This window comes from Armatimonas rosea (assembly GCF_014202505.1).
Taxonomy (GTDB): domain Bacteria; phylum Armatimonadota; class Armatimonadia; order Armatimonadales; family Armatimonadaceae; genus Armatimonas; species Armatimonas rosea.
In genome coordinates, this window is sequence record NZ_JACHGW010000002.1 from 207,750 (window position 1) to 231,471 (window position 23,722).

The 23,722-nt window shown below is 64.6% G+C and carries 16 protein-coding genes; 5 read left to right on the top strand and 11 right to left on the bottom strand.

What is annotated here, in order from left to right; all coding sequences use genetic code 11:
- The first annotated feature begins 25 nt into the window (after positions 1-25).
- From HNQ39_RS08850 to HNQ39_RS08860, 3 genes are all read left to right on the top strand, one after another.
- Positions 26-994, top strand: a complete 969-nt coding sequence (locus HNQ39_RS08850) for an alcohol dehydrogenase catalytic domain-containing protein (RefSeq protein WP_184194115.1) — start codon at positions 26-28, stop codon at positions 992-994.
- Entirely contained in the window at positions 991-1,941 is a 951-nt protein-coding gene (locus tag HNQ39_RS08855) for a zinc-binding dehydrogenase (protein WP_184194118.1), read from the top strand. The genes HNQ39_RS08850 and HNQ39_RS08855 overlap by 4 nt, the downstream gene beginning before the upstream one ends.
- A 167-nt stretch (positions 1,942-2,108) precedes the next feature.
- Entirely contained in the window at positions 2,109-4,025 is a 1,917-nt protein-coding gene (locus tag HNQ39_RS08860) for a glycosyl hydrolase family 28-related protein (protein WP_184194121.1), read from the top strand.
- Here the strand turns inward: HNQ39_RS08860 and HNQ39_RS08865 are convergent.
- From HNQ39_RS08865 to HNQ39_RS08885, 5 genes are all read right to left on the bottom strand, one after another.
- Positions 3,918-5,246 carry a HEAT repeat domain-containing protein gene (locus HNQ39_RS08865; protein WP_184194123.1) on the bottom strand — a complete coding sequence of 443 codons (1,329 nt, stop codon included), beginning with the start codon at positions 5,244-5,246 and terminating at the stop codon, positions 3,918-3,920. The two genes, HNQ39_RS08860 and HNQ39_RS08865, sit on opposite strands and share 108 nt — an antisense overlap.
- 2 nt (positions 5,247-5,248) lie before the next feature.
- On the bottom strand, positions 5,249-6,706 hold the full coding sequence (locus HNQ39_RS08870; protein WP_184194126.1) for a DUF1501 domain-containing protein: 1,458 nt from the start codon (positions 6,704-6,706) through the stop codon (positions 5,249-5,251).
- Positions 6,703-9,672, bottom strand: a complete 2,970-nt coding sequence (locus tag HNQ39_RS08875; RefSeq protein ID WP_184194129.1) for a PSD1 and planctomycete cytochrome C domain-containing protein — start codon at positions 9,670-9,672, stop codon at positions 6,703-6,705. The genes HNQ39_RS08870 and HNQ39_RS08875 overlap by 4 nt, the downstream gene beginning before the upstream one ends.
- Positions 9,673-9,861: 189 nt before the next feature.
- Positions 9,862-10,989 (bottom strand): hypothetical protein, encoded by a 1,128-nt coding sequence (locus HNQ39_RS08880; protein ID WP_184194132.1) that lies wholly within the window; start codon positions 10,987-10,989, stop codon positions 9,862-9,864.
- 34 nt (positions 10,990-11,023) lie between these two features.
- Entirely contained in the window at positions 11,024-12,373 is a 1,350-nt protein-coding gene (locus tag HNQ39_RS08885) for an Nramp family divalent metal transporter (RefSeq protein WP_184194135.1), read from the bottom strand.
- A gap of 70 nt (positions 12,374-12,443) precedes the next feature.
- On the opposite strand from HNQ39_RS08885, the gene HNQ39_RS08890 reads away from it, so the two are divergent.
- Positions 12,444-15,485, top strand: a complete 3,042-nt coding sequence (locus HNQ39_RS08890; protein ID WP_184194138.1) for a UvrD-helicase domain-containing protein — start codon at positions 12,444-12,446, stop codon at positions 15,483-15,485.
- Here the strand turns inward: HNQ39_RS08890 and HNQ39_RS08895 are convergent.
- Both HNQ39_RS08895 and HNQ39_RS08900 read right to left on the bottom strand, forming a co-directional pair.
- Positions 15,482-15,757, bottom strand: a complete 276-nt coding sequence (locus tag HNQ39_RS08895) for a hypothetical protein (protein WP_184194141.1) — start codon at positions 15,755-15,757, stop codon at positions 15,482-15,484. The two genes, HNQ39_RS08890 and HNQ39_RS08895, sit on opposite strands and share 4 nt — an antisense overlap.
- On the bottom strand, positions 15,754-17,073 hold the full coding sequence (locus HNQ39_RS08900; RefSeq protein ID WP_184194143.1) for a hypothetical protein: 1,320 nt from the start codon (positions 17,071-17,073) through the stop codon (positions 15,754-15,756). Before HNQ39_RS08900 ends, HNQ39_RS08895 begins: the two co-directional genes overlap by 4 nt.
- Positions 17,074-17,099: 26 nt before the next feature.
- Between HNQ39_RS08900 and ilvA the strand changes: the two genes are divergently transcribed.
- A complete protein-coding gene (gene ilvA, locus HNQ39_RS08905) occupies positions 17,100-18,314 on the top strand; it encodes a threonine ammonia-lyase (protein ID WP_221289931.1) in 1,215 nt (404 codons plus the stop codon).
- A gap of 4 nt (positions 18,315-18,318) precedes the next feature.
- Here the strand turns inward: ilvA and HNQ39_RS08910 are convergent, their stop codons facing one another.
- The 4 genes from HNQ39_RS08910 to HNQ39_RS08925 all read right to left on the bottom strand — a co-directional run bounded on the left by HNQ39_RS08910 (position 18,319) and on the right by HNQ39_RS08925 (position 23,684).
- Positions 18,319-19,521: a hypothetical protein gene (locus HNQ39_RS08910; protein WP_184194146.1), complete on the bottom strand. Its 1,203-nt coding sequence runs from the start codon at positions 19,519-19,521 to the stop codon at positions 18,319-18,321.
- Entirely contained in the window at positions 19,518-19,997 is a 480-nt protein-coding gene (locus HNQ39_RS08915) for an RNA polymerase sigma factor (RefSeq protein ID WP_184194149.1), read from the bottom strand. Before HNQ39_RS08915 ends, HNQ39_RS08910 begins: the two co-directional genes overlap by 4 nt.
- A 48-nt stretch (positions 19,998-20,045) precedes the next feature.
- Positions 20,046-21,131, bottom strand: coding sequence for a FlgO family outer membrane protein (locus HNQ39_RS08920; protein ID WP_184194152.1), 1,086 nt, complete (start codon positions 21,129-21,131; stop codon positions 20,046-20,048).
- Positions 21,132-21,284: 153 nt separating this feature from the next.
- Positions 21,285-23,684 carry an esterase/lipase family protein gene (locus HNQ39_RS08925; protein WP_184194155.1) on the bottom strand — a complete coding sequence of 800 codons (2,400 nt, stop codon included), beginning with the start codon at positions 23,682-23,684 and terminating at the stop codon, positions 21,285-21,287.
- Positions 23,685-23,722: the final 38 nt, after the last annotated feature.

Here is a 23,722-nt window from a genome sequence, read left to right on the forward strand (position 1 = left end):
TGCAGGTCTACGATAAAATGCCCTCATGAAAGTCAACGCTGTGGTTGCGACAAAGCCTTGGACCGTGGAGCTGCAAGAGCTCCGTGTCGCCGATCCGGGGCCGAGTGAGGTGGTGGTGAAGGTGACCCACTCCTGGATCAGCCCGGGGACCGAGGGCTCGTTTATTCGCGGAGAGCGCCTTGCGGGGGATACGCCCCTCGCCCCGACCGATCCCACGCCGTTTCCGCTGGTGACGGGCTATCAGAAAGTGGGCGTGGTGACGTGGGTCGGGGAGAGTGTCGAGAACTTCTCGGTCGGGGAGCGGGTCTTTGCTACCGTCTCGCGCACCGATGGGCTGTTTTTTCCCATGGGAGGCCATGTCTCGCCCGCGATCACACCCGCGCACCAGCTCTGGAAGCTTCCGGAGAGCACATTGCCGATTGAGGCGTTTTCGGGACTGGTGCTGACCCAAGTCGGCTACAACTGTGGCACTCGACCCCCCCTCCGCCCCGGTGAGGGCGCGATTGTGGTGGGCGATGGCCTCGTGGGGCAGTGGGCGGCGCAGACCCTCGCCGAGCGCGGCGCGACCGTCACCTTGTTGGGTCGGCACGCGGAGCGCCTCGCCAAGTTCACACGTGGCACAGCGACGACTGACCAGGAGAGTATTGCCAGTGGGCAGAGCGTTCTGGTCGATACGGTGGGGGACCTGGAGACGGTCTACGCACTCCTGCCCAAGCTGGGCCGCGACTCGCACTTTGTCTCCGCGGGCTTCTACGGCCATGCGGGAAAGATTGATCTCCAGCGCCTGCGGAACTACGAAATGACCGTCCATACGCCGTCGGGGTGGACCACACCGCGCATGGATGCAACCCGAGACTGGGTGGCGCAAGGAAAGCTCACGACGCTCCCTCTGGTCACGCACCGCTTCCCGGTCACCGACGCTACGGCGGCTTTTGACCTCTTCCTCCACCGCCGCGCACCATCGCTGGGGATTCTCCTGGAGTGGCCCTCATGAAAATTCTACAAGTCACCGCCCCCGGCTCCGAGAGCGTGCTTCTCGAGGTGCCAACCCCCGAGCCCGGCCCCGGCGAGGCCCGTGTTCGGATCCTGGGAGTCGCGACCTGCCCGCAGTGGGACCTGCACCTGCGCCACAACGAGCCGATGTTTGTGGGGCACCAGTTCCACTACCCCTACACCCCCGGCCAGCCCGGCCATGAGGCCACGGGAGTGGTAGATGCCCTCGGCCCCAATGCCTTTCCTCTTGGCCTAAAAGATCGCGTGAGTGTCTGGCGCGACCCAGGGCACGACAAGCCCGGCTGCTACGCGGAGTTTGTGGTGCGCCCGGTCGAGCACCTGATCCGCGTCCCCGCCCACCTGCCGCCCGCCGCCACCGCGCCCGTGGAGCTGGCGATGTGCGTGGGGGCGAGCTTCCTGCGCCTGCGCCAGCTCAGCGCCTTCCCCTGCCAGCGCTTTGGTATCAGTGGGCTTGGCCCTGCGGGCCTGATCGCCGCGCAGCTTGCACGCGCCGAGGGCGCAAAGGAAATTATCGCCTGGGACCTGAGTGAGGCGCGCCGCACCTACGTCCAGGAGCGCGGCCTCGTCGATCTTGCCCTCGACCCCCGCACCGACACGCCGCCCCCACCTGTCGAAGTGGCGCTGGACTGTGTGGGGGCGAAGGCGAGTGTCGAGCACCTGATGGACCACACGCACGGGCTCCTCGCTCTCTTCGGGGTCCAGCGCGAGCCCTACACCTTCGACGTGCGCCACTACAGCCGCCTGACCCTGGTCGGCTACCCCGGCCACTCCCGCGCCGCCGCCGAGTACGCCGTCCAGAAAATCACCGAGGGGACACTCGATCTTTCTTGCCTCATCACCCACACGCTTCCCTTTAGCCGCTACGCGGAGGGGATCGCGCTGTTGGAGCGCCAGGAAGCGATAAAAATTCTCTTTGTGCCAGAATAAGGGCATCTCTCTGAGCCATCTCCCCGCGCCTTAGCGCGCGACCCTCTTCTCCTGGTCACTCGTACCTCGTTGGGAAGAGGGTTACCCGGAAGCCTCTCTTCCCGCGAGGCACGAGCAGATAGGGGAAGAGAGGTGCCTGAGCTGTGCGAAGGCGGAGAGATGGCAACATGAAAACCTACCCGAAATGTCCCGCGATTATCGATGTCACGCAGCCGCCCTACAACGCAAAGGGAGATGGCGTGACCGACTGCACGGAGGCGCTCCAGGCGGCGTTTAACGAGCACACCGGGCAGCACCGAGTGCTGTACTTTCCGCCGGGGACGTATCTGGTCAGCGCGACTCTTACCTGGCCCAAGCGCTGGAAAGACCATGAGAACTGGGGCTTTACCACCCTGCAAGGGGCCGATGAAAAACACACGGCGCTGCGACTCAAGGACGGTGTCTTTCGTGACCCGGCGCAGCCGCAGGCGATCTTGAACTGCGGCGGCTTTGGCTCGGCGGACTGGTTCCACAACCATGTTCGGAATCTGACGTTCCACACGGGCTCGGGCAACCCCGGCGCGGTGGCACTGCAGTTCTATGCCAATAACTTTGGCGCTGTCCATGATTGCCACTTTATCTCTGGCGATGGGCAAGGGGTGATTGGGCTGGACCTGGCGCACCGGGACATGAACGGGCCATTGCTCGTGCGCAACGTGACCGTCCGTGGCTTTCGCCTTGGGGTGCGCACGGGCAACGCGGTCAATAGCCAGACGTTTGAGAACCTCACTCTGATTGGGCAGACGGAGCGTGGCTTCCAGAACGAGGGGCAGGCGATTACGATCCGGGGGCTCAAGAGCGACAGCGCCGTGACCGCGGTCTCCAGCTACGGGGTTCTGGCGCTCCTCGACGCAACCCTTACGGGGCGTGGGTCGGCAAGCCAGCTTCCTGCGGTCGTGAGCTTCAACGGTGGGCGGGTCTTTCTGCGCGATATCGTAGCGACCGGCTACAAGCGCGTGCTTGGTGATGTGGCGACCCCCGACTACGCCGCCGCGCTCCGCCTGCCCGCCGACCCAAAGACCAAGCTCCCCGAGTACTGCTCGCACCCGGCCACGAGTCCGTTCCCCTCCCCGAGCACGTCGTTGCGCCTGCCGGTCAAAGAAACCCCGACCGTGCCCTGGGACGCCCCCAAGACCTGGGCCAATGTCGATAGCTTCGGGGCCGATCCCACCGCTACGCGGGACTCCTCAGCGGCGATTCAGAAAGCGATCGACTCGGGGGCCACCACGGTCTTCTTCCCGGGGACGTACCGTCTCACCAGCCCGGTGATTGTCCGCGGGAAGGTGCGCCGCCTGCTGGGAGTGGGGGCGCACGTGGACTACAAGCAAGAGGCCAAGCCGACCTTCCGGGTTGGCGAGGGCAGTGCGCCCGTCGTGGTCTTCGAGCACTTTGCGAGCCTGGGAAGCGCAGTCGAGCTGGCGACACGCCGCACCGTTGTCTTTCGCAGCCTGGAGGTGAAGACCGTGACGAGCCGATCCATCGGCGATGTCTTTTTTGAGGATGTCACCACCAATGCGCTGCACTTTCGTGGTCAGCAGGTCTGGGCACGGCAGCTCAATATCGAGAACGAAGGGACACACTTCATCAACGACGGTGGCTCGCTCTGGATTCTGGGCTACAAGACCGAGCGTGGGGGAACCCTGGTCGAGACACGCAACGGCGGCAAGACCGAGGTGCTGGGCGGCTTTAGCTACACGACCACCGCGGGCAAGCTTGCCCCGATGTTTGTGACGATCAACGCGTCGGTCTATGCCTTCTTTGGCGAGGTCTGCTACAGCGGCGACCCCTATGCGACCCTGATTCAAGAGACCCGCGGCTCCCAGACCAAGCAAATCAAGCGCGGCGAGGGCACGACTCTGCCGTATTCTGGGCATCAAGCCGGGCATCAAAATACCCGTCTCGGGGAGGGGAGCGTCCCGGGGACGCGGGAGGCGTGCCTAGGGGGGAGTATTCATTTTCTTTATTTTTTGCCTGAGGAAGCACGGCTCTTCGCCGAGGCTCTCAAGCGCTTCGGCCACCTCGGGGAGGAGGTTTGGCGTCTTTAAGAAGAGGCCGATCAGGGGTGAGCGTAGGCTGACGTCGTAGTGATGGGCGGCGCTGCCTGTCGGGTTGGCTTGGATTTCGTCGGGGGGCGAGATAAGGTGGGGCAGGAGGCGGCGCTGTCGCTCCTCACTCAGGGTCGGGAGCTTGCAGAGCACTTGCAGGGCGAGATGCGCGGGCCAGAGATTGGTGGGGGAGAGAACCGCCAGGGCAGTCTCCGCGGCGGGCTCTTGGTATTCGGGAAGCACCACAAGCAGGTAGGCCGCAGAGATACGAAGCCCGTCGTCGGCTGCCTGCAAGAGCGGCGCACAGGCAAGGGCAACCTCGGGGACACTTGTGATCCAGGGCTCTAGTTTGGAGAGAATAACGCTCTTTTCTTTCTCGTCTAGTGCCTCCAGCGCCACCAGGAGCATCTGGCAGACCTCAAGCTCTTGGACACCGTGCTCTGCGAGGATCAGCGCCGCCGCGGTCGATTCCGGCAAGACTCGTGACCGAAGTTTTTTCTGGAGAAATCCCCGGACATGGCCCTGTGTTGCTAGCTTCACCAGGGCTCGGCGTGCGCTGCCTATCTCCGTCCCATAGGAAATAGCGGAGCTTGCAAGAGCAAAGAGCCCCTGCGTGACCTCTGGGGTCGCCTTGCCCAGCTCCCCGAGAGCCACTGCCGCCTGGCTACGCAGGTGCTGAGGGTCGCGCTGGAGCGCTTGGACAAGGGCTTCCAGTGCTTTGGGATCGGTGAGCTGGTGCACCGCGAGGGCATCGGCGGCCCCTGCTTCCCCCGCCTCCAGCGCCTTCAGCAAGACAGGGAGCAGACGCGGGTGCTCTAGCTTCGTGCGCTTGAGCTGGTTGACCGCCTCGTAGCGGACGTAGCTGCTGGGGTCGTCGCACGCACGCAGGACGGCCTCGAGGGCGCGTGTCTCGGGGAGGGCCGCACGGGCGATTGCCTCAACCAGCCAGCGGCGCACCAGCTCCTGTGGGTGCGACTGGGCGACAATCAGCGCCGAGACCACTGCTGGGTTAGCCTGTCCGAGCGCCACCAGGGTATCGGTGGCGACAACGCGCACCCAGCGCTCCTGATCCGCAAGGGCCTCGATCAGGAGCGCGACCACGCTCGCCGATGGTGGGGAGAAAGCGGCAAGGCCCATGGCACCGCGTTGGCGGTCCTGGGCGTCTGGGCTTCGTAGCAGCGCAACCGCTTCCGCCACCGTTGCAGGCTGGGGGATAGGCATGCCTACGCCAGGATGCTCTTGATGACCTGCGCGCCCTCAACTCCGGTGAGCTTGGCATCGAGCCCCTGGAACTTGTAGGTAAAGGCCTCGTGGTTGATCCCGAGCTGGTGGAGCATGGTCGCGTGGAGGTCGTGGACCGTCGTGATATTCTCGACCGCGGCGTAGCCCAGCTCATCGGAGGCTCCGTGCACCATTCCCCCATGAATCCCCGCGCCCGCCAGCCAGACCGTCATGGCCTTGTTGTGGTGGTCGCGCCCATTGCCCTGCGACATCGGGGTGCGCCCAAACTCTCCCGCCCACACGATGAGGGTATCGTCGAGCATCCCGCGCCGCTTCAAGTCCGTGATCAGCGCCATGCACGCCCGGTCGATCTCCTTGGCCTTGAGGGTCACACCGTTTTTAATATCGCCGTGGTGGTCCCAGTCCTTGTGGTAGAGCTGGATAAAGCGCACGCCCTTCTCCGCCAGCCGCCGCGCTAGCAGGCAGTTGCTGGCAAAGCTACCATCGCCGGGCTGGCACCCGTAGAGCTCCAGGGTCTCTTTTTTCTCCTGGGAGATGTCCATTAAGTCCGGCACCGACGCCTGCATCTGAAAGGCTAGCTCGTACTGCGCGATTCTTGTGGCGATCTCGGGATCGTCCACGAGGGAGTTGTACTCTTTATTGAGCGCATTGATCGCCGCGATATCGGTTCCTTGCCGCCCACGTGTCACACCGCCCGGATTAGTCAGGTAGAGCACTGGGTCGCCCTTGCTACGCAACTGGACGCCTTGGTACTTGCTCGGCAGAAAGCCACTGCTCCACTGGCGTGCCGCGATCGGCTGGTTCTGCCCGCCCTGGCCCAGCGAGGTCAGCACGACAAACCCCGGCAGGTCCTTGGCAAGGCTTCCCAGGCCATAGGTAATCCACGAGCCCATGCTCGGCCTGCCTGCGATCTGCGAGCCCGTGTTCATGAACATGTGCGCGGGGTCGTGGTTGATCGCATCGGTGGTCATCGAGCGGATAAAGCAGATCTCGTCGATCACCGAGCCGATTTGGGGGAAGAGCCCACAGATCTCGATCTGGTTTTTCCCAAACTTCTCAAACGGGAGCTGTGGCCCAAAACAGGTGAGCTTCTGCCCCTGGAGCTGCGCGATCTGCTGGCCCTTGGTCATGCTCTCGGGCATGGGCTGGCCGTTCATCTGCGCGAGCTTGGGCTTGGGGTCGAAGGTCTCTAGGTGCGACGGTCCCCCCGCCATGCTGAGCCAGATCACGCGCTTGGCCCCCCTAACCCCCGCCCGGCGGGGGGAATATAAGGAATCTCCTTCAGATTTGTCCCCCCGCTCGGCGGGGGTTAGGGGGGAAGCCTTCGCTTCTAGCGATGCGAGCGCCAGTGCGCCAAGACCCTGGGTGGCCTTGCCTAGCAGTGCCCGGCGGGTGAGCTGCTGTGCGCGGAATTGCTTGAGTTCGTCTTCCGTTGTCATGGTCGTGTTATGGTCTCGTGGAGGTTGAGGAGCACGCGGGCGACATGGGTCCAGGCCGCGAGCTCGGGCTTGTCGAGGTTGGTGGGGAGCGGGGCGTAGCCGGTCTTGAGGAGCGCATCGGAGGCGGCTTGGTCGGCCTTGTACCCGGCGAGCTGCTGGCTGTAGACCGCAAGCAGGGTCTTCTGCTCGCTTGCTGTGGGGTTGCGCTGGAGCGCTTGCTGAAACGCCCAGGTGAGCTTCTGCTCCGGCGTGCCGCTGGCCTGGGTCAGGATCCCCACCCCAAAGGCGCGTGCGGCCTCGACATAGGTCGGGTCGTTGAGGAGCACCAGGGCCTGCTGGGGGATATTGGAGCGGTTGCGCTCGGCGGTGCACTCCTCGCGGCTGGGGGCATCGAAGGCCAGGAGCGACGGGTGTAAGAAGCTGCGCTGCCACCAGGTGTAGAGCCCGCGCCGGTACTGACTCTCGCCCTTATCGGCGGTCCAGTCGCGCACGGGGAAGTTCAGGTTCTCCCAGTAGCGCTCCGGCTGGTAAGGCTTGACCGACGGCCCCCCGAGCTTGAGGGAGAGCAGCCCGGAGATAGCGAGGGCGTTGTCGCGCACCTCCTCGGCCTCCAGACGGAAGCGGCTCTGGCGGGCGTACTCACGGTTGTAGGGATCGGCGGCAAGGAGTGCCTTGCTTGCCGTTGAGGTTTGCTTGTAGGTATTGCTATTTACCATCAATCGCACTAGGTGCTTCACGTCCCAGCCACTGTCCACAAACTCACAGGCTAGCCAGTCCAGTAGCGCCGGGTTGGTGGGCGGCTCCCCCTGCGCGCCCAGGTCTTCGAGCACCTTGCTAATGCCGTTGCCAAAGAACTGCTTCCAGAAGCGATTCACCACCGTCCGCGCCGTCAGCGGGTTCTCCCGAGAGACCAGCCAGTTGGCAAGCTCGAGGCGTGATTGCCCCAGGCTCAACCTCTCCCCAACCCCTCTCCCGGGCGCTCCTTCGTCGCTGGGAAAGGGGCTATCTAATCTCGGGCCCCCTCCTTTCCCAGTGAGGGACGAACGCCCGGGAGAGGAGGGCTGGGGAGGAGAGGTTAAAAACGCCGGAATCGCCGCCGTGACCACCTCGCCGGTCTCGTTGAGAAAGTCGCCGCGGGGGAGAATGCGCACCGTGCGTGGTTTGGTGTTTTGGACGGTTACCAGGCAGCGCCCGATACCGGCCTCATAGTCCGACTTCGCTTTGCGTGCATCGGCGAGGTCTTTCTTGAGCGTCTCCGGCACCTCGGTTCCCGTCAGGGCGGTGAGGCGGAACTTACCCAGGTTGTGGTTCGTGCCATGGTTCTGCACCAAGGTAATGCGGAGCGTCTCCCCATCAGTCAGCGTGAGTGGCTCGGCGAGGGTGGCGACCAGCTCGTGGGGCTTGCCGGCATCGGGGAGGATCGCCCAGCCGAAGCTATCGGGGGTGAGGGCAGACGCGGCGCTCCAGCGCTTGTCGGGGTGGGCCTCGGCAAACGAGGCCTGCTCAATCGATGCCTGCGCCTTGGAGAAAGTTAGCTTTTGCGGCTCCGCACCCGGCTTGAGGCGCTCTGCGACAAGCTCACTAAGGACAAAGTTTCCGTTGCCCGCGCGGCCGGGGCCACGTGCCGGTAGCGACGGATCGGGGAGGACTTCGAGCCGCACCCCCGTGAGTGTCCCCGAGGCCGCCAGCTCCAGTGTGTAGGTGTTCTTGTCCGGGTTGGGGCCGCTGGCAAGGACCGCATTATCGGGCTGTACGGTCAATACGGTGCCACCGAGCGCCACGGATTTGACGGGCTTGAGCGGCCTCCAGATCGCCTCGTAGCGCCTCTGAAGCTCCGTGACACGCGCCTCGCGGCTCGCCAGCTCACGGGCTTGCTCGGGCGTGGGAACCAGCATCCCCGGCTCGCGGGCGGCGATAATCCCCTCCTCGATATCGGCAAAGTAGGCCCCGAGGCGGAAGAAGTCCTTTTGCGTGATCGGGTCGAACTTATGGTCGTGGCAGTTGGCGCAGCCCGTTGTCTGCCCCAGCCAGACCGTCCCCACGGCCCGCACCCGGTCGGTGAGATAGCGCGCCTCGTAGTCCTTGGCCTGCGCGCCTCCCTCCTCCGTGGTGAGGAGTAGCCGGTTAAACGCCGACCCGACTCGGGTCTCCTGGTTGGCATCGGGGAGCAAGTCGCCGGCGAGCTGCTCGCGGGTGAACCGATCGAAGCGCTTGTTGGTGTTGAAGGCACTGATCACATAGTCTCGGTAGGGCCAGATATTGCGCGGGGTGTCGCTATGATAGCCGATGGTATCGGCAAAGCGGGTCACGTCCAGCCAGCTCTGGGCCATGCGCTCGCCGTAGTGGGGGCTTGCCAGCAGCCGCTCGACCAGCTTCGCGTAGGCATCGGGCGCTTTATCACTGACAAAGGCGGCCACTTCCTGCGGCGACGGCGGCAGGCCCAGCAGGTCGAAGCTCAGGCGGCGGATCAGTGTCCGGCGGTCCGCGGTGGGCGACGGCTTGAGGCCGCGCTCCGCGAGGCGCTTCTGCACCAGAAAGTCAATCGCATTCTTGCCCGCGGGGATCGCCGGCTTGACAGGCATTTCGTAGGCCCAGTGCTTCTGGTACTTAGCCCCCTCCCCGATCCAGCGCATCAGGAGCTGTTTCTGCGCCGCTGTGAGCTTCTTGTGGTAGTCCGCGGGTGGCATCGCGCCGCTACGCACCTCCTGCACCAGCGCACTCGCCAGGATATCGCCCGGCACGACCGCTCGGTTTGGCCCATCGAGCCGTAGATTGGCCTGGCGCTTGTTCTTATCCGGGCCGTGGCAGGCAAAGCAGTTGTCGGAGAGGATCGGGCGAATGTCCCGGTTGAAGACAATTGCCCCCCCAGCCCTCGTCGAATGGGGGAGAGGCGGCGGCGTTGCCAGGCTCATCCCAATACACACAGCGCTAAGGAGCGCACACGAAGCAAGTCTTAGAGCGTTCATGATGATTACGGCTACACTTCGACACTGTTGCGGGTTTCCCCTTTGCGGGCATTGGAAATACCCGCCTGAGGGAAGGGAGCATCCCGAGGACGCGCAGAAAGAAGCGCTCTCCGCGCCCACGGGGCGCTCCCTCTCCCCAGCCGGGTATTTCCAATGCCCGGCGCATGCCCGCGCACGCCCGGCGGTAGGTTACCGGTCGCGCTTGCCGCCGGTGACGATGCTCTCGATCAGGCTGGCGGTGAGGACGAGCCGCTTGTCCCCGAAGGTCTTATCGTCGGTGATGCGCTTGCGGGCCTGCTCCAGGGTGGCACTTGCTCCAGTGGTATCTCCCGCCTTGGCCTGTGCTGCGGCGATCGCTCCCAGCAGGCGAATGGGCTCGTCCTGCATGGTCGTGCTACCGGGATCGGCGAGGACCCGCTCGGCCTCTTTCTGCGCATCTGCCACTTTTCCCTTACTTGCGAGCGCGTAGACCAGCGCCGCCGACGGCTCCGAGGAGAGCGCCTTGGCACCGTCGGTGTCGCCCGTCTCCGCGAGTGCCTCGGCCACGGACTGACGCGCCTTGGGATCGGTGCCCGCGAGCTTCTTGGCACTGGCGGCATCACCGACCTGGACCGCGTAGCCCAGCAGGATCGACTGGGTCATGCGCCGCTCCAGCTCGCTCTTGATGGTCTGGTTGCGCTTCATCGCCTCTGCCAGGGTGGCCTTAGCTCCTGCTTTATCGCCCGTCTTTGCCTGCTTGGTCGCGAGGTTGCCAAGCGATAAGATCGTGTTGGCCGGGTCGCGCTTGCTGGCGAGCAGGCGCGCCTTCGCCGCCGCAAACGCCCCCACCTCCCCGAGCAGGCTGGTCTGCATAAACTGCCCATCGGGGCTCGCGGCGACTGCGGGGGCGGACTTCACGGCCAGCGCCATCGTGGCCTTGGCGGCGGCGGCGTTCTTCGGGCTTGCCTGGTAGAGCGCCAGCCATGCGAGGCCGTAGAAGCGCCGCTCGGCCTCCTTGAGCTTCTGTGCGCGCGAGACTCCCTCGGCAAAGAGCGCCTTGGCAGTGGCCGAGTCACCGGCGTCTTCGTGGGCAATCGCAACGGACGGCCAGAGCATCGGGCTGAGCTTGGGATCACTCGCCGGCAGGGTCCGCGCCAGCGCAACCGCCTCGGCGCGGGTCTTCTTGGCGGCATCGGGCTGACCGAGAGTGGCCTCCGCGCGTGCGATTCTCAGGAGTACCCCCACACGCTCCTCAATCCCTGGCTCGCTCGCCAGTAAGCCTCGTGCCTCGGTGAGAAGCGGCTCCAAAACAGGCCGCAGGACATCTTTGTTTTGCATACTGGGATTGTACCGCTTTCAAGTCCCGACGAAACTAGCTTGCTTTTCTGGTTAGCAGGCCCCAGAGCAGGAGCAGGATCGCGACCGTCATCGTGACCACGGCCAGACCGCCCAGGAGGTTGGAGAGCCGGCTGTTGCGCCGTTCTCCGACAATCTTGGGGTTGTTGCAGATGCGCATCAGCAGGACGATTAGCGGCGGCGCGACCGCTCCATTGAGCACGGCGGCGTAGAGGAGTGCCTTGACGGGGCTGACACCGGGAATGAAGTTTAGGAGATACCCTAGGACAATCACCGCAGCGATGGTGAGGTAGAACCCCCGGGCGCGGCTGAAGCGCCGGTAGAGCCCGTAGCGCCACCCGAAGGTCTCTGAGAGCGCGTAGGCCGCCGAGCCCGCCAGGGTGGGAATCCCAAGCAGGCCCGCGCCGAGGATGCCGATCGTGAAGAGCCAGTACGCCGACTTGCCCAGCGGCAGGAGCGCTCGGGCGGCGTCTTGAGCCGTATTGATATCGGTCTGGCCCTTGGCATGGAGGGTCGCGGCGGTGCAGATAATGATGAAGAAGGCGATCACCTGCGAGATCACCATGCCGGTCACCGTGTCGGCGCGGACGGCACGAATCTCCGCCTCGTTGACCGGGAAGAGCCGGTGTCCGGGCTCGGTCTCAACCCCATGTGAGATCTCTTCCTCGACCGTCTCCCCCGCCTGCCAGAAGAAGCAGTAGGGCGAGATCGTGGTTCCGAGGTAGCCCACCACCGCCATGAGATAGCCAAACCCGGACTGCCAGCGCGGGAGCACGAGGTTCTGGGCAATCGCGCCCCAGTCGTGCTTGACACCGGGGAGCAGGGCGGTCACGACGTAGGCCAGGAGCGCCAGGCAGAGCCACTTGAGGTAGCGGACATAGCTCCGGTAGGGAATCGCGATCAGCAAGACAATCGTCCCCAGGGCGATCACGCTCAGCCAGAGCGTGAACGAGAGCCCAAAGAGCATCTGCGCCGACGCCGCCATGACATTGAGATCGGCCCAGACATTGATGACATTGGCCAGAAAGAGGAGCGCAACGGTCCCCAGGAGAACCGGGCGGGAGTAGTGCTTCTTGATCACGGCCGCCAGACCCTCGCCGGTGATCGAGCCAATGCGCCCCGCCATCTCCTGCACCGCGATCACAAGGGGGATGGTGAAGGGGGCCAGCCAGACCAGGCCATAGCCGAACTGCGCCCCTGCGACCGAGTAGGTACCAATCCCGGAGGGGTCATCGTCGGCGACCCCCGTGATTAGCCCCGGCCCGAGGTGCTTCCAGAAGGGGGTGTTGGCCGGTACCTCTTCCGGTCCTTCTTGCGCTCCCTGGAGGTCGGCGGTATCGTCGCTGGCAGCGGATTTGTTTTGCATCGCTAGCCGATTGTATCGGGCTTTCCGCGGGAAGGGCGGCAAACGGGCGTTTTTCGGCCTACAATAGCGCGTGACCTCTGACTGGAGCCGTGCCCGTGCCCATGCCCGCACCGACCGCGAAGCCCTTCCCCCCTCCCTCGATGCCGATGCGCTACTGGAGGCCGCCTTCGCCGCTGCTGGGCTGGCTGTCAAGCCGCGCCCGCCCCGCGATCCGCTGCTCTTCACCGCCCACGCCGTTCTGGATGTCGAGGCGGCGGCGGTCTGGGTGCGGGACAATGCGAGCCCGCAAGACCGACGCCTGATCCTGGCGCATGAGCTGGGGCACCTCAAGCTCCACCACAGCCCCGAGGAGTGCCGCTGCGACGAAGGCGACCTGGCGGAGACTCCCGAGAGTGCCGGCCACGGCTACGGCCCCCGCCAGCGCCGGGAGACCGAGGCCAATGTCTACGCCCGGGAGTTTCTCCTGCCCGCCCCCGAGGCGCAGCGGCTCTTTCAGGAAGAGAAGCTCGATGCTGCGCAGCTCGCAGAAAAAGTGGGCCTGCCGCTTGCAACCGTGATCGCGCAGCTCACCGCGCCGCTGGTGCTACCGACCCTGGAGAAGACCCCTGTGGAGAAGAGCCTGGCGGCAGGCCTCGACGAGTCTCAGGAGGCCGCTGCCAAGGCCGACTACGGGCCGCTGCTGGTGGGGGCGGGGCCAGGCACGGGCAAGACACGCACGCTCACGGCGCGGGTTTTGTTTTTGGTACGGGAGAAGCATGTCCGCCCGGAGAATATCCTCGCCCTCACTTTTTCCCGTAAGGCCGCCGAGGAGATGCGCGAGCGGATCGCTAGCGAGGATGAGACGATCGCGGCGCGGGCCGCCATCACCACGTTCCACTCCTACGGCCTGGACCTCTTGCGGCGCCACTGGAAGCTCGCCGGGCTCCCGCCGCGCCCGCTCATGCTCACCGAGGCCGAGGCCTTTGCCCTGCTCGAGCGCCGGATCGCGTCGCTGGAGCTGGGGCCCCTGCGCTACCTCCACGACCCCGCCTACCCGCTCCCCGAGGCACTCCGCGCAATTGCAAAAGTCAAGGAGAGCGGGATCACCCCCGAGGAGCTAGCAAGCCGCGCCGAGGCGAGCAGCGATGAGCTCTGGGCCGATATCGCCCGGCTCTATGCTGCCTACGAGGGGCTCCTGCGCGAGCACGGGGCCCTGGACTTCGCGGACTTGGTCGTGCGGCCCCTGCGCCTCCTGGAGAGCTACTCCGATGTGCTGGCGGGGGAGCGGGCCAAGTGGCGGCAGGTGCTGGTCGATGAGTACCAGGACATCAACCGCTCCGGGGCGCGGCTGGTACAGCTCCTCACCGGCCCGGATGGAACGGCGCTCTGGGCGGTGGGCGACCTGCGGCAGGCGATCTATGCGTTTCGTGGGGCCTCGCCCGCCAATGTGGCCCGCTTTGCCGATGACTTCCCCGGGGGGCGGCGCATGGACCTGGCGGTGAACTACCGGTCGCGGCCCGGCCTTGTCTCGCTCTTTGGGCAGGCCAGCGGCGAGGGCGCGGAGGTCTGGGAGCCACGGCGTGAGGGGCTCGCCTCGACCACGCTGGCGATCGCCTCGCACGATGCCGCCCAAGCGGAGGGGATGGCGAGCGCGATGCAGGCCTACGTGGCCGATGGCTACACCTGGAAGGAGCTGGCGGTGCTCTGCCGCACCCGCTCGCAGGCACGCAACCTCAAGAAGGCGCTGGTGGCGCGGGGCGTCCCGGTCGGGCCCGGCCCCGACGAAGGCGGCCTTCTCACCCGCCCCGATATCCGCAAGCTCCTGGCACGGCTCGATGAGCACCCTGAGACGGCGCTGGATGCCTACGACACCCTGATCGAGATGCTCTACGGCGCGGAGGGGCTGGCACGCACCCTCGCCGAGCCGGAGGCAGTGACGAGCCTGCTGATGCTGGCGCTCAACTTCCGGGAGCGCGAGGCCATCCTGCGCCTCGGGGAGACCCGGCCCCTGCGCGCCTTTCTGGAGCACCTGCGCCGCCTCACCCGCCTGGGAACGGCACCGTCGGCACCGGCCAACGAGAGCGAGGATGCGGTGCGCCTCCTGACGGTCCACGGGGCCAAGGGGCTGGAGTTTCCCGTGGTCTTTGTGCCCAATCTTGCTGTGGGCCGCTTCCCCCCGCGCCCCATGCCCGGCCTACTCACGCCCCTCCCCGACGATGCCGAGGACGAGACCGAGGCCAAAGAAGAGCCCGGCGCGGTGGCGTCGGATGAAGAGGCGCGGCTGTTCTTTGTCGCCCTGACGCGTGCTCGTGACCACCTGGTGCTCTCGCGCGCGGTCAAGCACGGGCGCATGAGCGCGCGGCCCTCGCCCTTGCTGGACTGCCTCGACGATATCAACGGGGTGGAGACGGTCTTCTGGCGCAGCAGCGATACGTGGGAGGAGCCGCCGGTGCGTGAGCTTCCGGAGACGCGCCCGGAGGTGAAGGCCCCCGATGCCGAGCTCTACCTGCGCTGCCCCAAGCGCTACGAGCTACAGGTCATCCAGGAGAAGCCCACCGAGAACCCGTCGCCCTACGAGAGCTTCAAGCGCACGGTCTTGGCTGCGCTCTCGTCGCCCAAGCCCAGCGAGGCGCTCCCGCTGCTCTGGCGCGAGCACGGCCCCGCTGAGAGTGAGCCGTCGTACGCGCTCTACGACAAGCTGGCGCGGGAGATTGTCGCCAAGAGCGCGCCCGCCTGTCCACCCGGCCAGCGCCCGCTGATGGCGCTTCCTTTAGAGAACGGCACGATCCTGGTCCGCCCCGACGACTACTCCGACACGTCGCGCCAGGCTGAGCGCCGCACCCTGCGCAAGCCGCCCGCCCCCGATGCCGAAAAGGCCGACCCGGATATTCGTCTCTCGCTCCTACAAGAGACCTTCGGTCCCGATCAGGTCTTCGTGCGCTTCCTCCAAGATGGCCGCCGCCTGCCGGTCGCAGACCGCCCCCGCATCCGTGAGCGCCACTTGGATGACTACGACCGCGCGCTGCGTGGCATCGCCCTGAAAAACTTCCCTGCCGCCCCCACGGAGCGCGACGAGTGCCCGTCGTGCCCCTACTTCTTCTCCTGCCCCCGTGACGGCGGCGGCGAGGGCTAGGGGCAACTGCTGAACTTCCAGCAACTGAAGATAAGTCCCCAAGCGATCCAGAGGACGGACATCAGCAGTAAGTAGAGCATCCCGAATAACAGCCGTTTGAGCCAGCTATCAAGGAGGGCGAGGCAACAGACAAGCCCGACGACGAGAGGAAACCAATAAATGGCATCATTGCGGGGATCGAGTAGCTTCCAGCCGTGGCTTGCAAAGAGCCCCAGTGTCCCGAGCCCCAGCGGAGCAAAGAGCGCCCCAAACCCCAGTAGCCACTTTCTCATGACGTAGGTTTACGGCTTGCGTTGCGCCTTTGTTCCCAAGCCAGCCACAGCCAGAGACCAAGCGCGACGAGCAAGTACTCCACTAAGGCGACAAGCTGAATGCGGCGCTCGGCTTGGTAGGACCAGAGGTCGGGGTACTGGCAGGTGCTCGTGGGTGGGGTGAAGAGGGGCAATGGGGAGCTACCCGTGCTGGGAAAGTCCGGGAGGAGCCAGAAAATGCGGTGTGAGAGGAGCTGAAGCGCGACCAAGGCGATGAGAAAGCCACGGGGGAGCGCGTGTTTCTCCAAGATCACCCCGATCAGTGCGTAGACTACCGGCATCGCCCAGTAGACGATGCGCTCCGTGTCCGAGCCACCCACCCAGCCCAGCACGAGAAAGATCCCCAGTGTCCACGCGAGCACGGGTTGCCCCTTGAGCCACGCTCCTGCCGTGCGCCAGAAGAAGATCGGGAGCACGAGTGCGGGGCCAAAGGCGATAAAGAGGCCGTGCAGATAGACTGGAAGCGGCTTATTGTAGGCCCACTGCCCGACGGTCCGCGCAAAGCTGTAGCTATCGCTCTGGTGTGCCAGCAGATGGGTCGCGACAATCCCCAGCCCCCCCGCCAAGAGCGGCAACCAAGCCCGCCCCCGGCTCGCCAGGAGCAGCGCCAGAGGCACCACCACCACACTCTCCCGAAACAGCCCCCCCACAAAGCAGAGCCCCACAAACCACCAGCTCTGCACTCCCCCGTACACTCCCCCATACACTCCCCCGCCTCGTCCCTCGGCACCCCCTCTCCTCCCGCGGAACGCGGAACCAGAGGGAGAGGGGGTCGCAGGGGCCCCACTCGTGGGGTATGCGGGGGGAGTGCCAGTGCCCCAAGGGAGTGCCAACAATCCCCCCAGCAAGAACACGAAGAGCCACGGGTCGGTGTAGGCGGCGTAGTGCGCGGTGAACCGAAGCGGCGCGTGCCACTGCGTGAGAGAGCCCACCACCAGCGCCAGGCGCAGCCACGAGCTCGCCACGAAGCGCCGTAGCCAGAACGTCAGCAATACAGTTGATAGTAGGCAGCCGATAAGATTGACGAGCTTGAAGCCGAGCAGGAGCTTGCCGGGAAAGAGCACCCCGACCAGCACGGGTGTCCCGAGCCGGAACGCAAAGGGACCGATGGCACGGAGTGGCTCGTGCTGAGCCACTTGCTGGGCGAGCTGGTAGTACGCAACCCCGTCCCATCCCTGGCCGTCGTGGTAGGTCAGCGGCTTCTGGAAGACGAGGCTGAGCCCCGCCACCAGCGCAAAGAGCACTAGGGCAAAAAACAGCTCGCTTTTCTTGGTCACTCCCTTGTTTTCGGTACAATGGGCGCATGGTCTCACCAGAAATGATCCGCCACGCCTACGAGAGCTGCGTGCGGGAGCGTGTGCGGCGGACGCCGCTCTATACATCGGGGGCGGTCTCGGCCCAGACGGGGTGCGTGGGGCTCCACTTGAAGATGGAGAACCTCCAGGCGACCGGCTCGTTTAAGATCCGGGGCGCGACTTGGCGGATCGCGACCATGACCGACGACGAGAAGGCGCGGGGGGTGATCGCAGCGTCGGCGGGCAACCATGCCCAGGGAGTCGCGCTGGCGGCACGCATGGCCGATATCCCCGCGACCATCTTCATGCCGGAGCGGGCGAGTATCGCCAAGGTGAAGGCCACCGAGGGCTACGGCGCGACGGTCGTGCTGGAGGGAGCCAACTTCGACGAGGCCGTGGCGGCGGCAAAGGCGCGTGCCCAAGAGACCGGCGCGGTCTTTATCTCGGCCTACGACGACGACGACATTATCACGGGGCAGGGCTCGCTGGGGCTGGAGCTCCTCGATGAGCTGCCCGAGCTAGACACGGTGATCATTCCCATCGGCGGCGGCGGGCTGTTCTCGGGGGTGGCACGGGCGGTGAAGGCCGCGCGACCGAGCTGCCGAATCATCGGGGTGCAGGCTGCGGGGGCCAATGCCGCGGCGCAGTCGTTCCATGCGGGCAAGCTCGTCCCACGCCTCACCCCCTGCGAGACAATCGCCGATGGGATCGCGATCAAGGCCCCGAGCGAGCGGACCTTTGAGTACATCAAGTCCCTCGCCGACGATGTGGTGACGGTCAGTGATGAGCGGATTGCGGAGGCGATCTTGCTGCTCCTTACCCGCATGAAGGTCCTGGTCGAGCCATCGGGGGCGGCAGGGCTCGCGGCGCTCCTCTCGCACCCGGGGCTGGGCGTGGGGCAGACCGCCTGCATCCTCTGCGGCGGCAATATCGACCTCAAGCTCCTCTCGGACCTGATCGAGCGCGGGATGATCCGCAGTAGCCGCTACTTCCACTTCTTCACATCGTGCCCGGATCGCCCGGGCGGCCTTGCGGCGCTCCTGGACACCATCGCCAAGGCCGGCGGCAATGTCATGGAGGTGACCCACAACCGCATCAGCGCCGAGATCCCCTACGGCCGCACGGGAGTCGAGATGCTGATCGAGGTACGCGGCGAGGAGCATATCGCCCGCATTGAAGAGCGCCTCCAGGTCGGCGGCTACCCCGTCCGGCGGCTGGACTGAGCGCCTAGGGCACGCCGGGGGGGAGGGTGAGGCGGTAGTGCGCTGGCTTTCCTTGGTAGGTTCCCTCCCCGATCACAAAGCGCCCATTGACTCGGCTGGCCGAGAGTAGCTTCCAGCCCGAGCGGCGTGGCACGAGGGTCTGGAGGTCCAGGTAGCGTCCCGCCTTCCAGAGATACGGGGTAGACTCGCCCGTGAGCTTGCTGGTCATCAGCCCTACCACCTTGCCGTCGTCGTCGATATCCTCACAGGAGCTGCAGGTATGTCCCAGAGGCGAGGCGCTCTCCCAGAGAGTCTGTGGCGGCGTGCTCGGCGACAGCCAGATCGCCCCCACCGGGACATCGTCCTTGAGCATGCGGCCCACCAGCATCCGACCCTTGCCAATCCGTAGGGGTGTCGCACTGGACGGCAGCGCAACCGCAGTGGTGGTGTTTCCTGAGAGCACTTGGTAGCCTGGTGAGCCATCCACCAGCTGCTCTCCTTGGGCGTTTTCATCGAGCACGGAGAGGGGAGAGCGCGGCGGTGAAAGGGACTCCGACGATGGCTCGGGCTTGCCATTACGCCAGAGAGTGGGCTGTACCTGGGCTTGCTTGGAGGGCGGCACCCGCTCCTTTTCGCTGTAGCCCCAGGGGCCTTGTGTGGAGTAGGTACTGCAAGAGGCGGAGGCATACCCAGGAAGCGGGGGGAGCGCGAGCCACTGCCCGTGTCGGTAGAGAACCCCCCAGGTGACTCCGTTGTGGAGCGAGATAGTGCCGACAAGAGCATCATCGGCGATAACCCCACTTGGGGAAAACGGCTTGAGCCGGAAGCGTGTGGGCGGGAAGACACTCACCGGGGGGACGAGGGGCTCGGGTTGGGTGTGGCTGGGCCGCCAGAGCTTCATCTGGTTTTCTATCTTGCCAAGTACCGTCCCATCCTGCGCGAGGCTCAGCATAGCGGACTGCGCTGGGACGCTGGGGTTGAGGAGGAGGAGCGGCTCGAGCTGGGCGGGTTGACGTGGAACGAGGCCCCCCCCAAGCACCGCGGTGATACCGCTCACGGGGAGACCTACCGCAACCAGCACGAGGGCACCCAGTCGCCCGACACGTCTTGCGCGCGCCCGTGGCAGTGCCTGGGTGAGAGCCTCCTGGAGGCGCTGGGTCTTCTCCGCATCCAGCGTGCTCTCGACATGCCAGAGACGTGCCTGGTGCTCTAGTTCTGTATCCGTCACTTAATGGTCTCCTCCGAAAGCTGCTCGCGTAGGCGGCGGGTGGCCTCAAAGACACGGGCTTGGACGGTTCCCTGAGGGACTCCTAGGATCTTGGCGGCCTCCTTGTGGGTCCAACCCTCGGCCTTGACCAGAACAAACGCCTCGCGCTGGGCTACCGGGAGGGTGCTGAGGGCTCGGTCGAGGTCGAGGCGCAGGGCGGTGTCCTCCGAGCGCGTGCCTCCCTCGCCCTCCACGAGCGGCACCGTCTCCAGACGGGAGCGTTTTTGGTGCGCTCGCCAGGTGCGAACCGTGACCGTGTAGAGCCACGTGGTGAGCCTTGCTTTTCCGAGAAAGAGTGGCAGCGTTTTTAGGGCTGCCACCAGGGCTTCCTGTGTGATATCCTCCGCCTCTGCCACACTGCCGGAGCACAGCCGTAAGGCCAACCGGTAGATCCGGTCTTTGTGCTCCAGGAGCTGCTGGGGGTCCAGTGAAAGCATAGTCTCAGAGAGTTAGTGGGTATTGTGAACCACTTTGTTGTCTTGAGACTAGCTTTTTTTGAAGACCATCGTGTCTTGGTTGGCACTGACCACGCGGAGATTAAAGCTCTTGAGAGACTCCTCGGCGAGCAAGAGGCTGGCGATACCACGAAGCACCTTGGCGCTACCTTTGACGGTGAGCTCGGTGAGCTCTGGCGTGTAGTTTTTGATCTCCGCGCTGGCAACTCCCTTGAGCTTGCCCAAGACATCGGTGAGCTGGGTCGCCTCGCTGTAGTCGCCGAGTCCCTGGAACTGGAGAGCATAGACTTTCATGTCCTCAAAATCATTCTCCGTCGCGACCGGAATCTTGTCCATCAGGCGAACCACGAGCTGCTGCACGGCACGCTGGGCACACTGCCCCACCTTGGTCTCATTCCAGGCTGAGTTCTTATCGGTGGGCGGCGGCGCTGTCTGCTGGGGAGCGTTCTTCCCCAGCACCGAGTTGAGCCCTAGTTTGAGTAGCTCTCCGCCCCCGAAGCTCTTGCTCAAGAGGGAGTTGATATCGCTCTCGTCGGTGCCCTCGGTAACTAAAGTACTGGAGGTGGCCAGAATATCCCCCGTCTCCACACTCACGAGGCGCACATCAATCGCCACCCGCAGTTCGTAGGCCTTGGCGGAGGGATTGGGGACGTTATTCCGATTGCCTCCAAACCGGCCCAGCACGGACTTGGCGACCTCTGTGCCCTGGTTTGTCGGCCTCTCGACGATATTGAACTCGGTGATCTTACCCATCACGGCGACGGCAGCTCCTTTCAGGCGAGCAAGCTCTTGGATGCCGCCCTTATCCGCCGTTCCCGCGCTCATTCCCCGCTCTTTCTCCAAGACAGCCAGCTCCGCACGCTCGACAACACGGGCACCTTGTTGCACGAGACGCTGGGTAAACATATCGGCGATCTCCTGGCCGAGGGGCATGCTGTCCTTGACTTTTCGATCGAGCTGAAGAAAGGTCGATACCATGACCCGCTTGGTCTTGGGGGCCTCAGGAGCTGCCTGCGTAGCGCCTGTCGGCTCTTGGGCAAAGCTGGCCTTAGGAGTGGCCACGAGGAGGGTTGCGAGCGCGGTGAGCGCAAAGAGAGTGTTGTTGTTGAGATTCATTGTCGGTTCCTTATCACTAGGTTTTACGTTATCCCCATCTTAGGCGTCGTCCGTAAAGGGCTAGTGAACCTAGCGTGAGAAAACCGTGAAATCGAAAAATGTGAAAAAAAAGTCCGCTGGCAGGTCTGCCAGCGGACGGCTTGAGAGGGGAGACTAGTTGCCCGTGATACGGAACTTCAGCCGGACCCGGTTGTAGACTGCCTCGCGGTTTTTGATGTTATTGGTGAGCTTTCCGTAGCCTGCGACCGTGAGCTCCTCACCTGCGGCTCCATTGGCATCGCCATAGATACGCTGGGTGCGGGTGTCGAAGTAGACATAGACATTGTCCCGCCCCACCACCGAGGAGATCGCACAGTCATCGTCGGGGTTGGGCCCCCCCAGGTCACGGTCGATCACCGAGATGCAGATAGGAATCACGGACTGTGGCAGGTTGCTGAGGCTGTGGCTCTTGGTACCCTTTGTCGTACGCATACCATCGTCCCACTTCAGGGTCTCTGCCTTATCCGCAATGCGGACCGTCACCGAGAAATCCGCCTGAGTGCCTATCTCTGCACCGAGGAAATTGATCTTATCCAAGGTGCCATCCACATCGTGGACCTCCAGAACATCCACCTTGACACTGTGCGTTGGAGCGATGTTCTTGGTCGCGCCGGGTGTCCAGACACTCAGGTCGGAGTTTTGGACCGCCGTGGGGCCAGCGTTGCGGATCAGCTCGTTGTGGATCCAGAGCCCGCTGCCGACATTGAACATCTCGGAGCCGTGGTTGTCCATGTCCCAGGGCATCTGGGAACCAAAGCGGCTCCCGTAGAGCCCCTTCCACCACCAGGGCTTGCTCACCCCACCGGTCACGCCTAGGCCACTGTAGGAGTCAAAGCCACAGAAGCCATCGGTATCGTTCTCGCCGTCGGGGGTTCGGGTGTACTCGTCCGCTGTCAGGATATCCAGCACGGTTCCGGCCACCAAGCTCGGCCAGACCACCGTGACTCCCTGAGCACGGGAGATATTCGAGCCTACCCCTTTATTGGGCGAGCCAAAGATATCCGCCTCCGGGATCGCGGTCCGTCCCCAGGGCCTGGTGTTCTCCGGACCGTAGCCCATCCGGTGGAGGAGCGACTCGATGATATAGAGCGACCCGGCATCTGTGGCGAAGCGCTCACCGTCCATGATGTCGAAGAAGTTGTGAGGGCGCATCTTCCCTCCGGTGAGCCATGGAGCACGCTTTCGGTCAAAGAACAGCCCGCCGGGGTTTCGTCCTCCCATCGTGTAGAACGGCACCACGCTGCCATCGACGCGGACCGCTTTCTCGGGGGAGAGGATCCCCTTGTTGTACTCCGCCATACGGGTGATATCCACCAGCGAGTCGCGGTCTCCTCCCGCCGACTTCACGGCATCGGTGAGCGCCTCTTGGAGGCCCACGAGGTTGCTGGTGATCAGATCGGGAGTGATGGCATTGAGAACGGGGTGCTTCTTCAGGCTGTTCTCATTGGGCAGGATCGCCGCGCCCAGCTTAAGGACCTTGTCCATGTCGGGGCACATGTTGGCAATCGGGGTGCCGGTGTGGGGTGTTCCCATCGTGGTGACATGCACCACGCGGCGGCGGATAAAGTCTGCTCGTCGGCGCTGCTCGGCAGTCAGCTTGCCGCCAAAGAGATCGGGGCCCTCGGGGTTGGTCAGGATGGCACGCGCCACGATCCCTCCGAAGCTATGACCGACAAGATAGAGCTGGGGCTGGTTTTCCTCTTTGAGGTGTCCAAAGGTGCGCTCGTAGGTATCGTAGATCTGGTCAATCGCCTCGGCCACCTGCGACATCAGGTGCTTGGAGCCATCGCGGAAGGTGACCATCACTCCGGTCGTAGGGTTGTCCGACTGGCGGAAGAGCGCCTCCACGTAGCGCACAGGGTCTTTCTGTGCGGAGGGCCGGGCCGCCTCGGGCTGGACCATGAGGAGCTTGCTGTAGGGCAGGATCACGGGGGCAAAGTTGGTCTTGGGGAGCGCTGGGGGAGTGGGCGTGTTCTTGGGAGCGGGAGTCTCCTTCGGATCTGGCTCCTCGTCGGGCTCCACGGGGATCTTGTGCTTCGGGCCAAACTCCAGCTCGACCAGAGGGTCATGGGCAGGGGGATAGACCTTCCCGCCGAGGACCCGGCCCGCGTAGGACCAGTTTGCGGGATTGAAGTTCTCAAAGGTGGTGGTGCCCGAGTCCAGCGTGACACCGCAGTCTCCGGCAAGGGCGTGTGCCGGGTCTGGGTAGTGCTGAAGGACCTTGACTTGCTCTCGTCCAGGGACACCCATCAGGGCCTGGATCAGGTCCATTCCCCAGTACCAGCGGGCATGGGTGGGGGTGTCGATATTCTCGTAGGGGGCGCTGGCCGGTCGGTTGGTCACACCGTGCATGAGGATGACCAAGCGGGGGCGCTTGGGGGAGAAGGCAAAGGACTTGGGCTCGTTGAGGTTGAGCGTGATCTGAGGGCGGGTATTCTGTACCGTGGGGGTCTGGGCCGCGGCAAGGGTGCCGGTACCGAGGGTCAGAGCAAGGCAAAGGGAGAGAGTTTTCATTTTCGTTTTCCTTAGGTGAGGGTGTATCGTTGTCCCTA

Bases quoted from the DNA above. Each gene is read 5' to 3' on its own strand.
- HNQ39_RS08850 (WP_184194115.1), top strand. From the start codon at position 26: ATGAAAGTCAACGCTGTGGTTGCGACAAAGCCTTGGACCGTGGAGCTG.
- HNQ39_RS08855 (WP_184194118.1), top strand. From the start codon at position 991: ATGAAAATTCTACAAGTCACCGCCCCCGGCTCCGAGAGCGTGCTTCTC.
- HNQ39_RS08860 (WP_184194121.1), top strand. From the start codon at position 2,109: ATGAAAACCTACCCGAAATGTCCCGCGATTATCGATGTCACGCAGCCG.
- HNQ39_RS08865 (WP_184194123.1), bottom strand. From the start codon at position 5,246: ATGCCTATCCCCCAGCCTGCAACGGTGGCGGAAGCGGTTGCGCTGCTA.
- HNQ39_RS08870 (WP_184194126.1), bottom strand. From the start codon at position 6,706: ATGACAACGGAAGACGAACTCAAGCAATTCCGCGCACAGCAGCTCACC.
- HNQ39_RS08875 (WP_184194129.1), bottom strand. From the start codon at position 9,672: ATGAACGCTCTAAGACTTGCTTCGTGTGCGCTCCTTAGCGCTGTGTGT.
- HNQ39_RS08880 (WP_184194132.1), bottom strand. From the start codon at position 10,989: ATGCAAAACAAAGATGTCCTGCGGCCTGTTTTGGAGCCGCTTCTCACC.
- HNQ39_RS08885 (WP_184194135.1), bottom strand. From the start codon at position 12,373: ATGCAAAACAAATCCGCTGCCAGCGACGATACCGCCGACCTCCAGGGA.
- HNQ39_RS08895 (WP_184194141.1), bottom strand. From the start codon at position 15,757: ATGAGAAAGTGGCTACTGGGGTTTGGGGCGCTCTTTGCTCCGCTGGGG.
- ilvA (WP_221289931.1), top strand. From the start codon at position 17,100: ATGGTCTCACCAGAAATGATCCGCCACGCCTACGAGAGCTGCGTGCGG.
- HNQ39_RS08915 (WP_184194149.1), bottom strand. From the start codon at position 19,997: ATGCTTTCACTGGACCCCCAGCAGCTCCTGGAGCACAAAGACCGGATC.
- HNQ39_RS08920 (WP_184194152.1), bottom strand. From the start codon at position 21,131: ATGAATCTCAACAACAACACTCTCTTTGCGCTCACCGCGCTCGCAACC.
- HNQ39_RS08925 (WP_184194155.1), bottom strand. From the start codon at position 23,684: ATGAAAACTCTCTCCCTTTGCCTTGCTCTGACCCTCGGTACCGGCACC.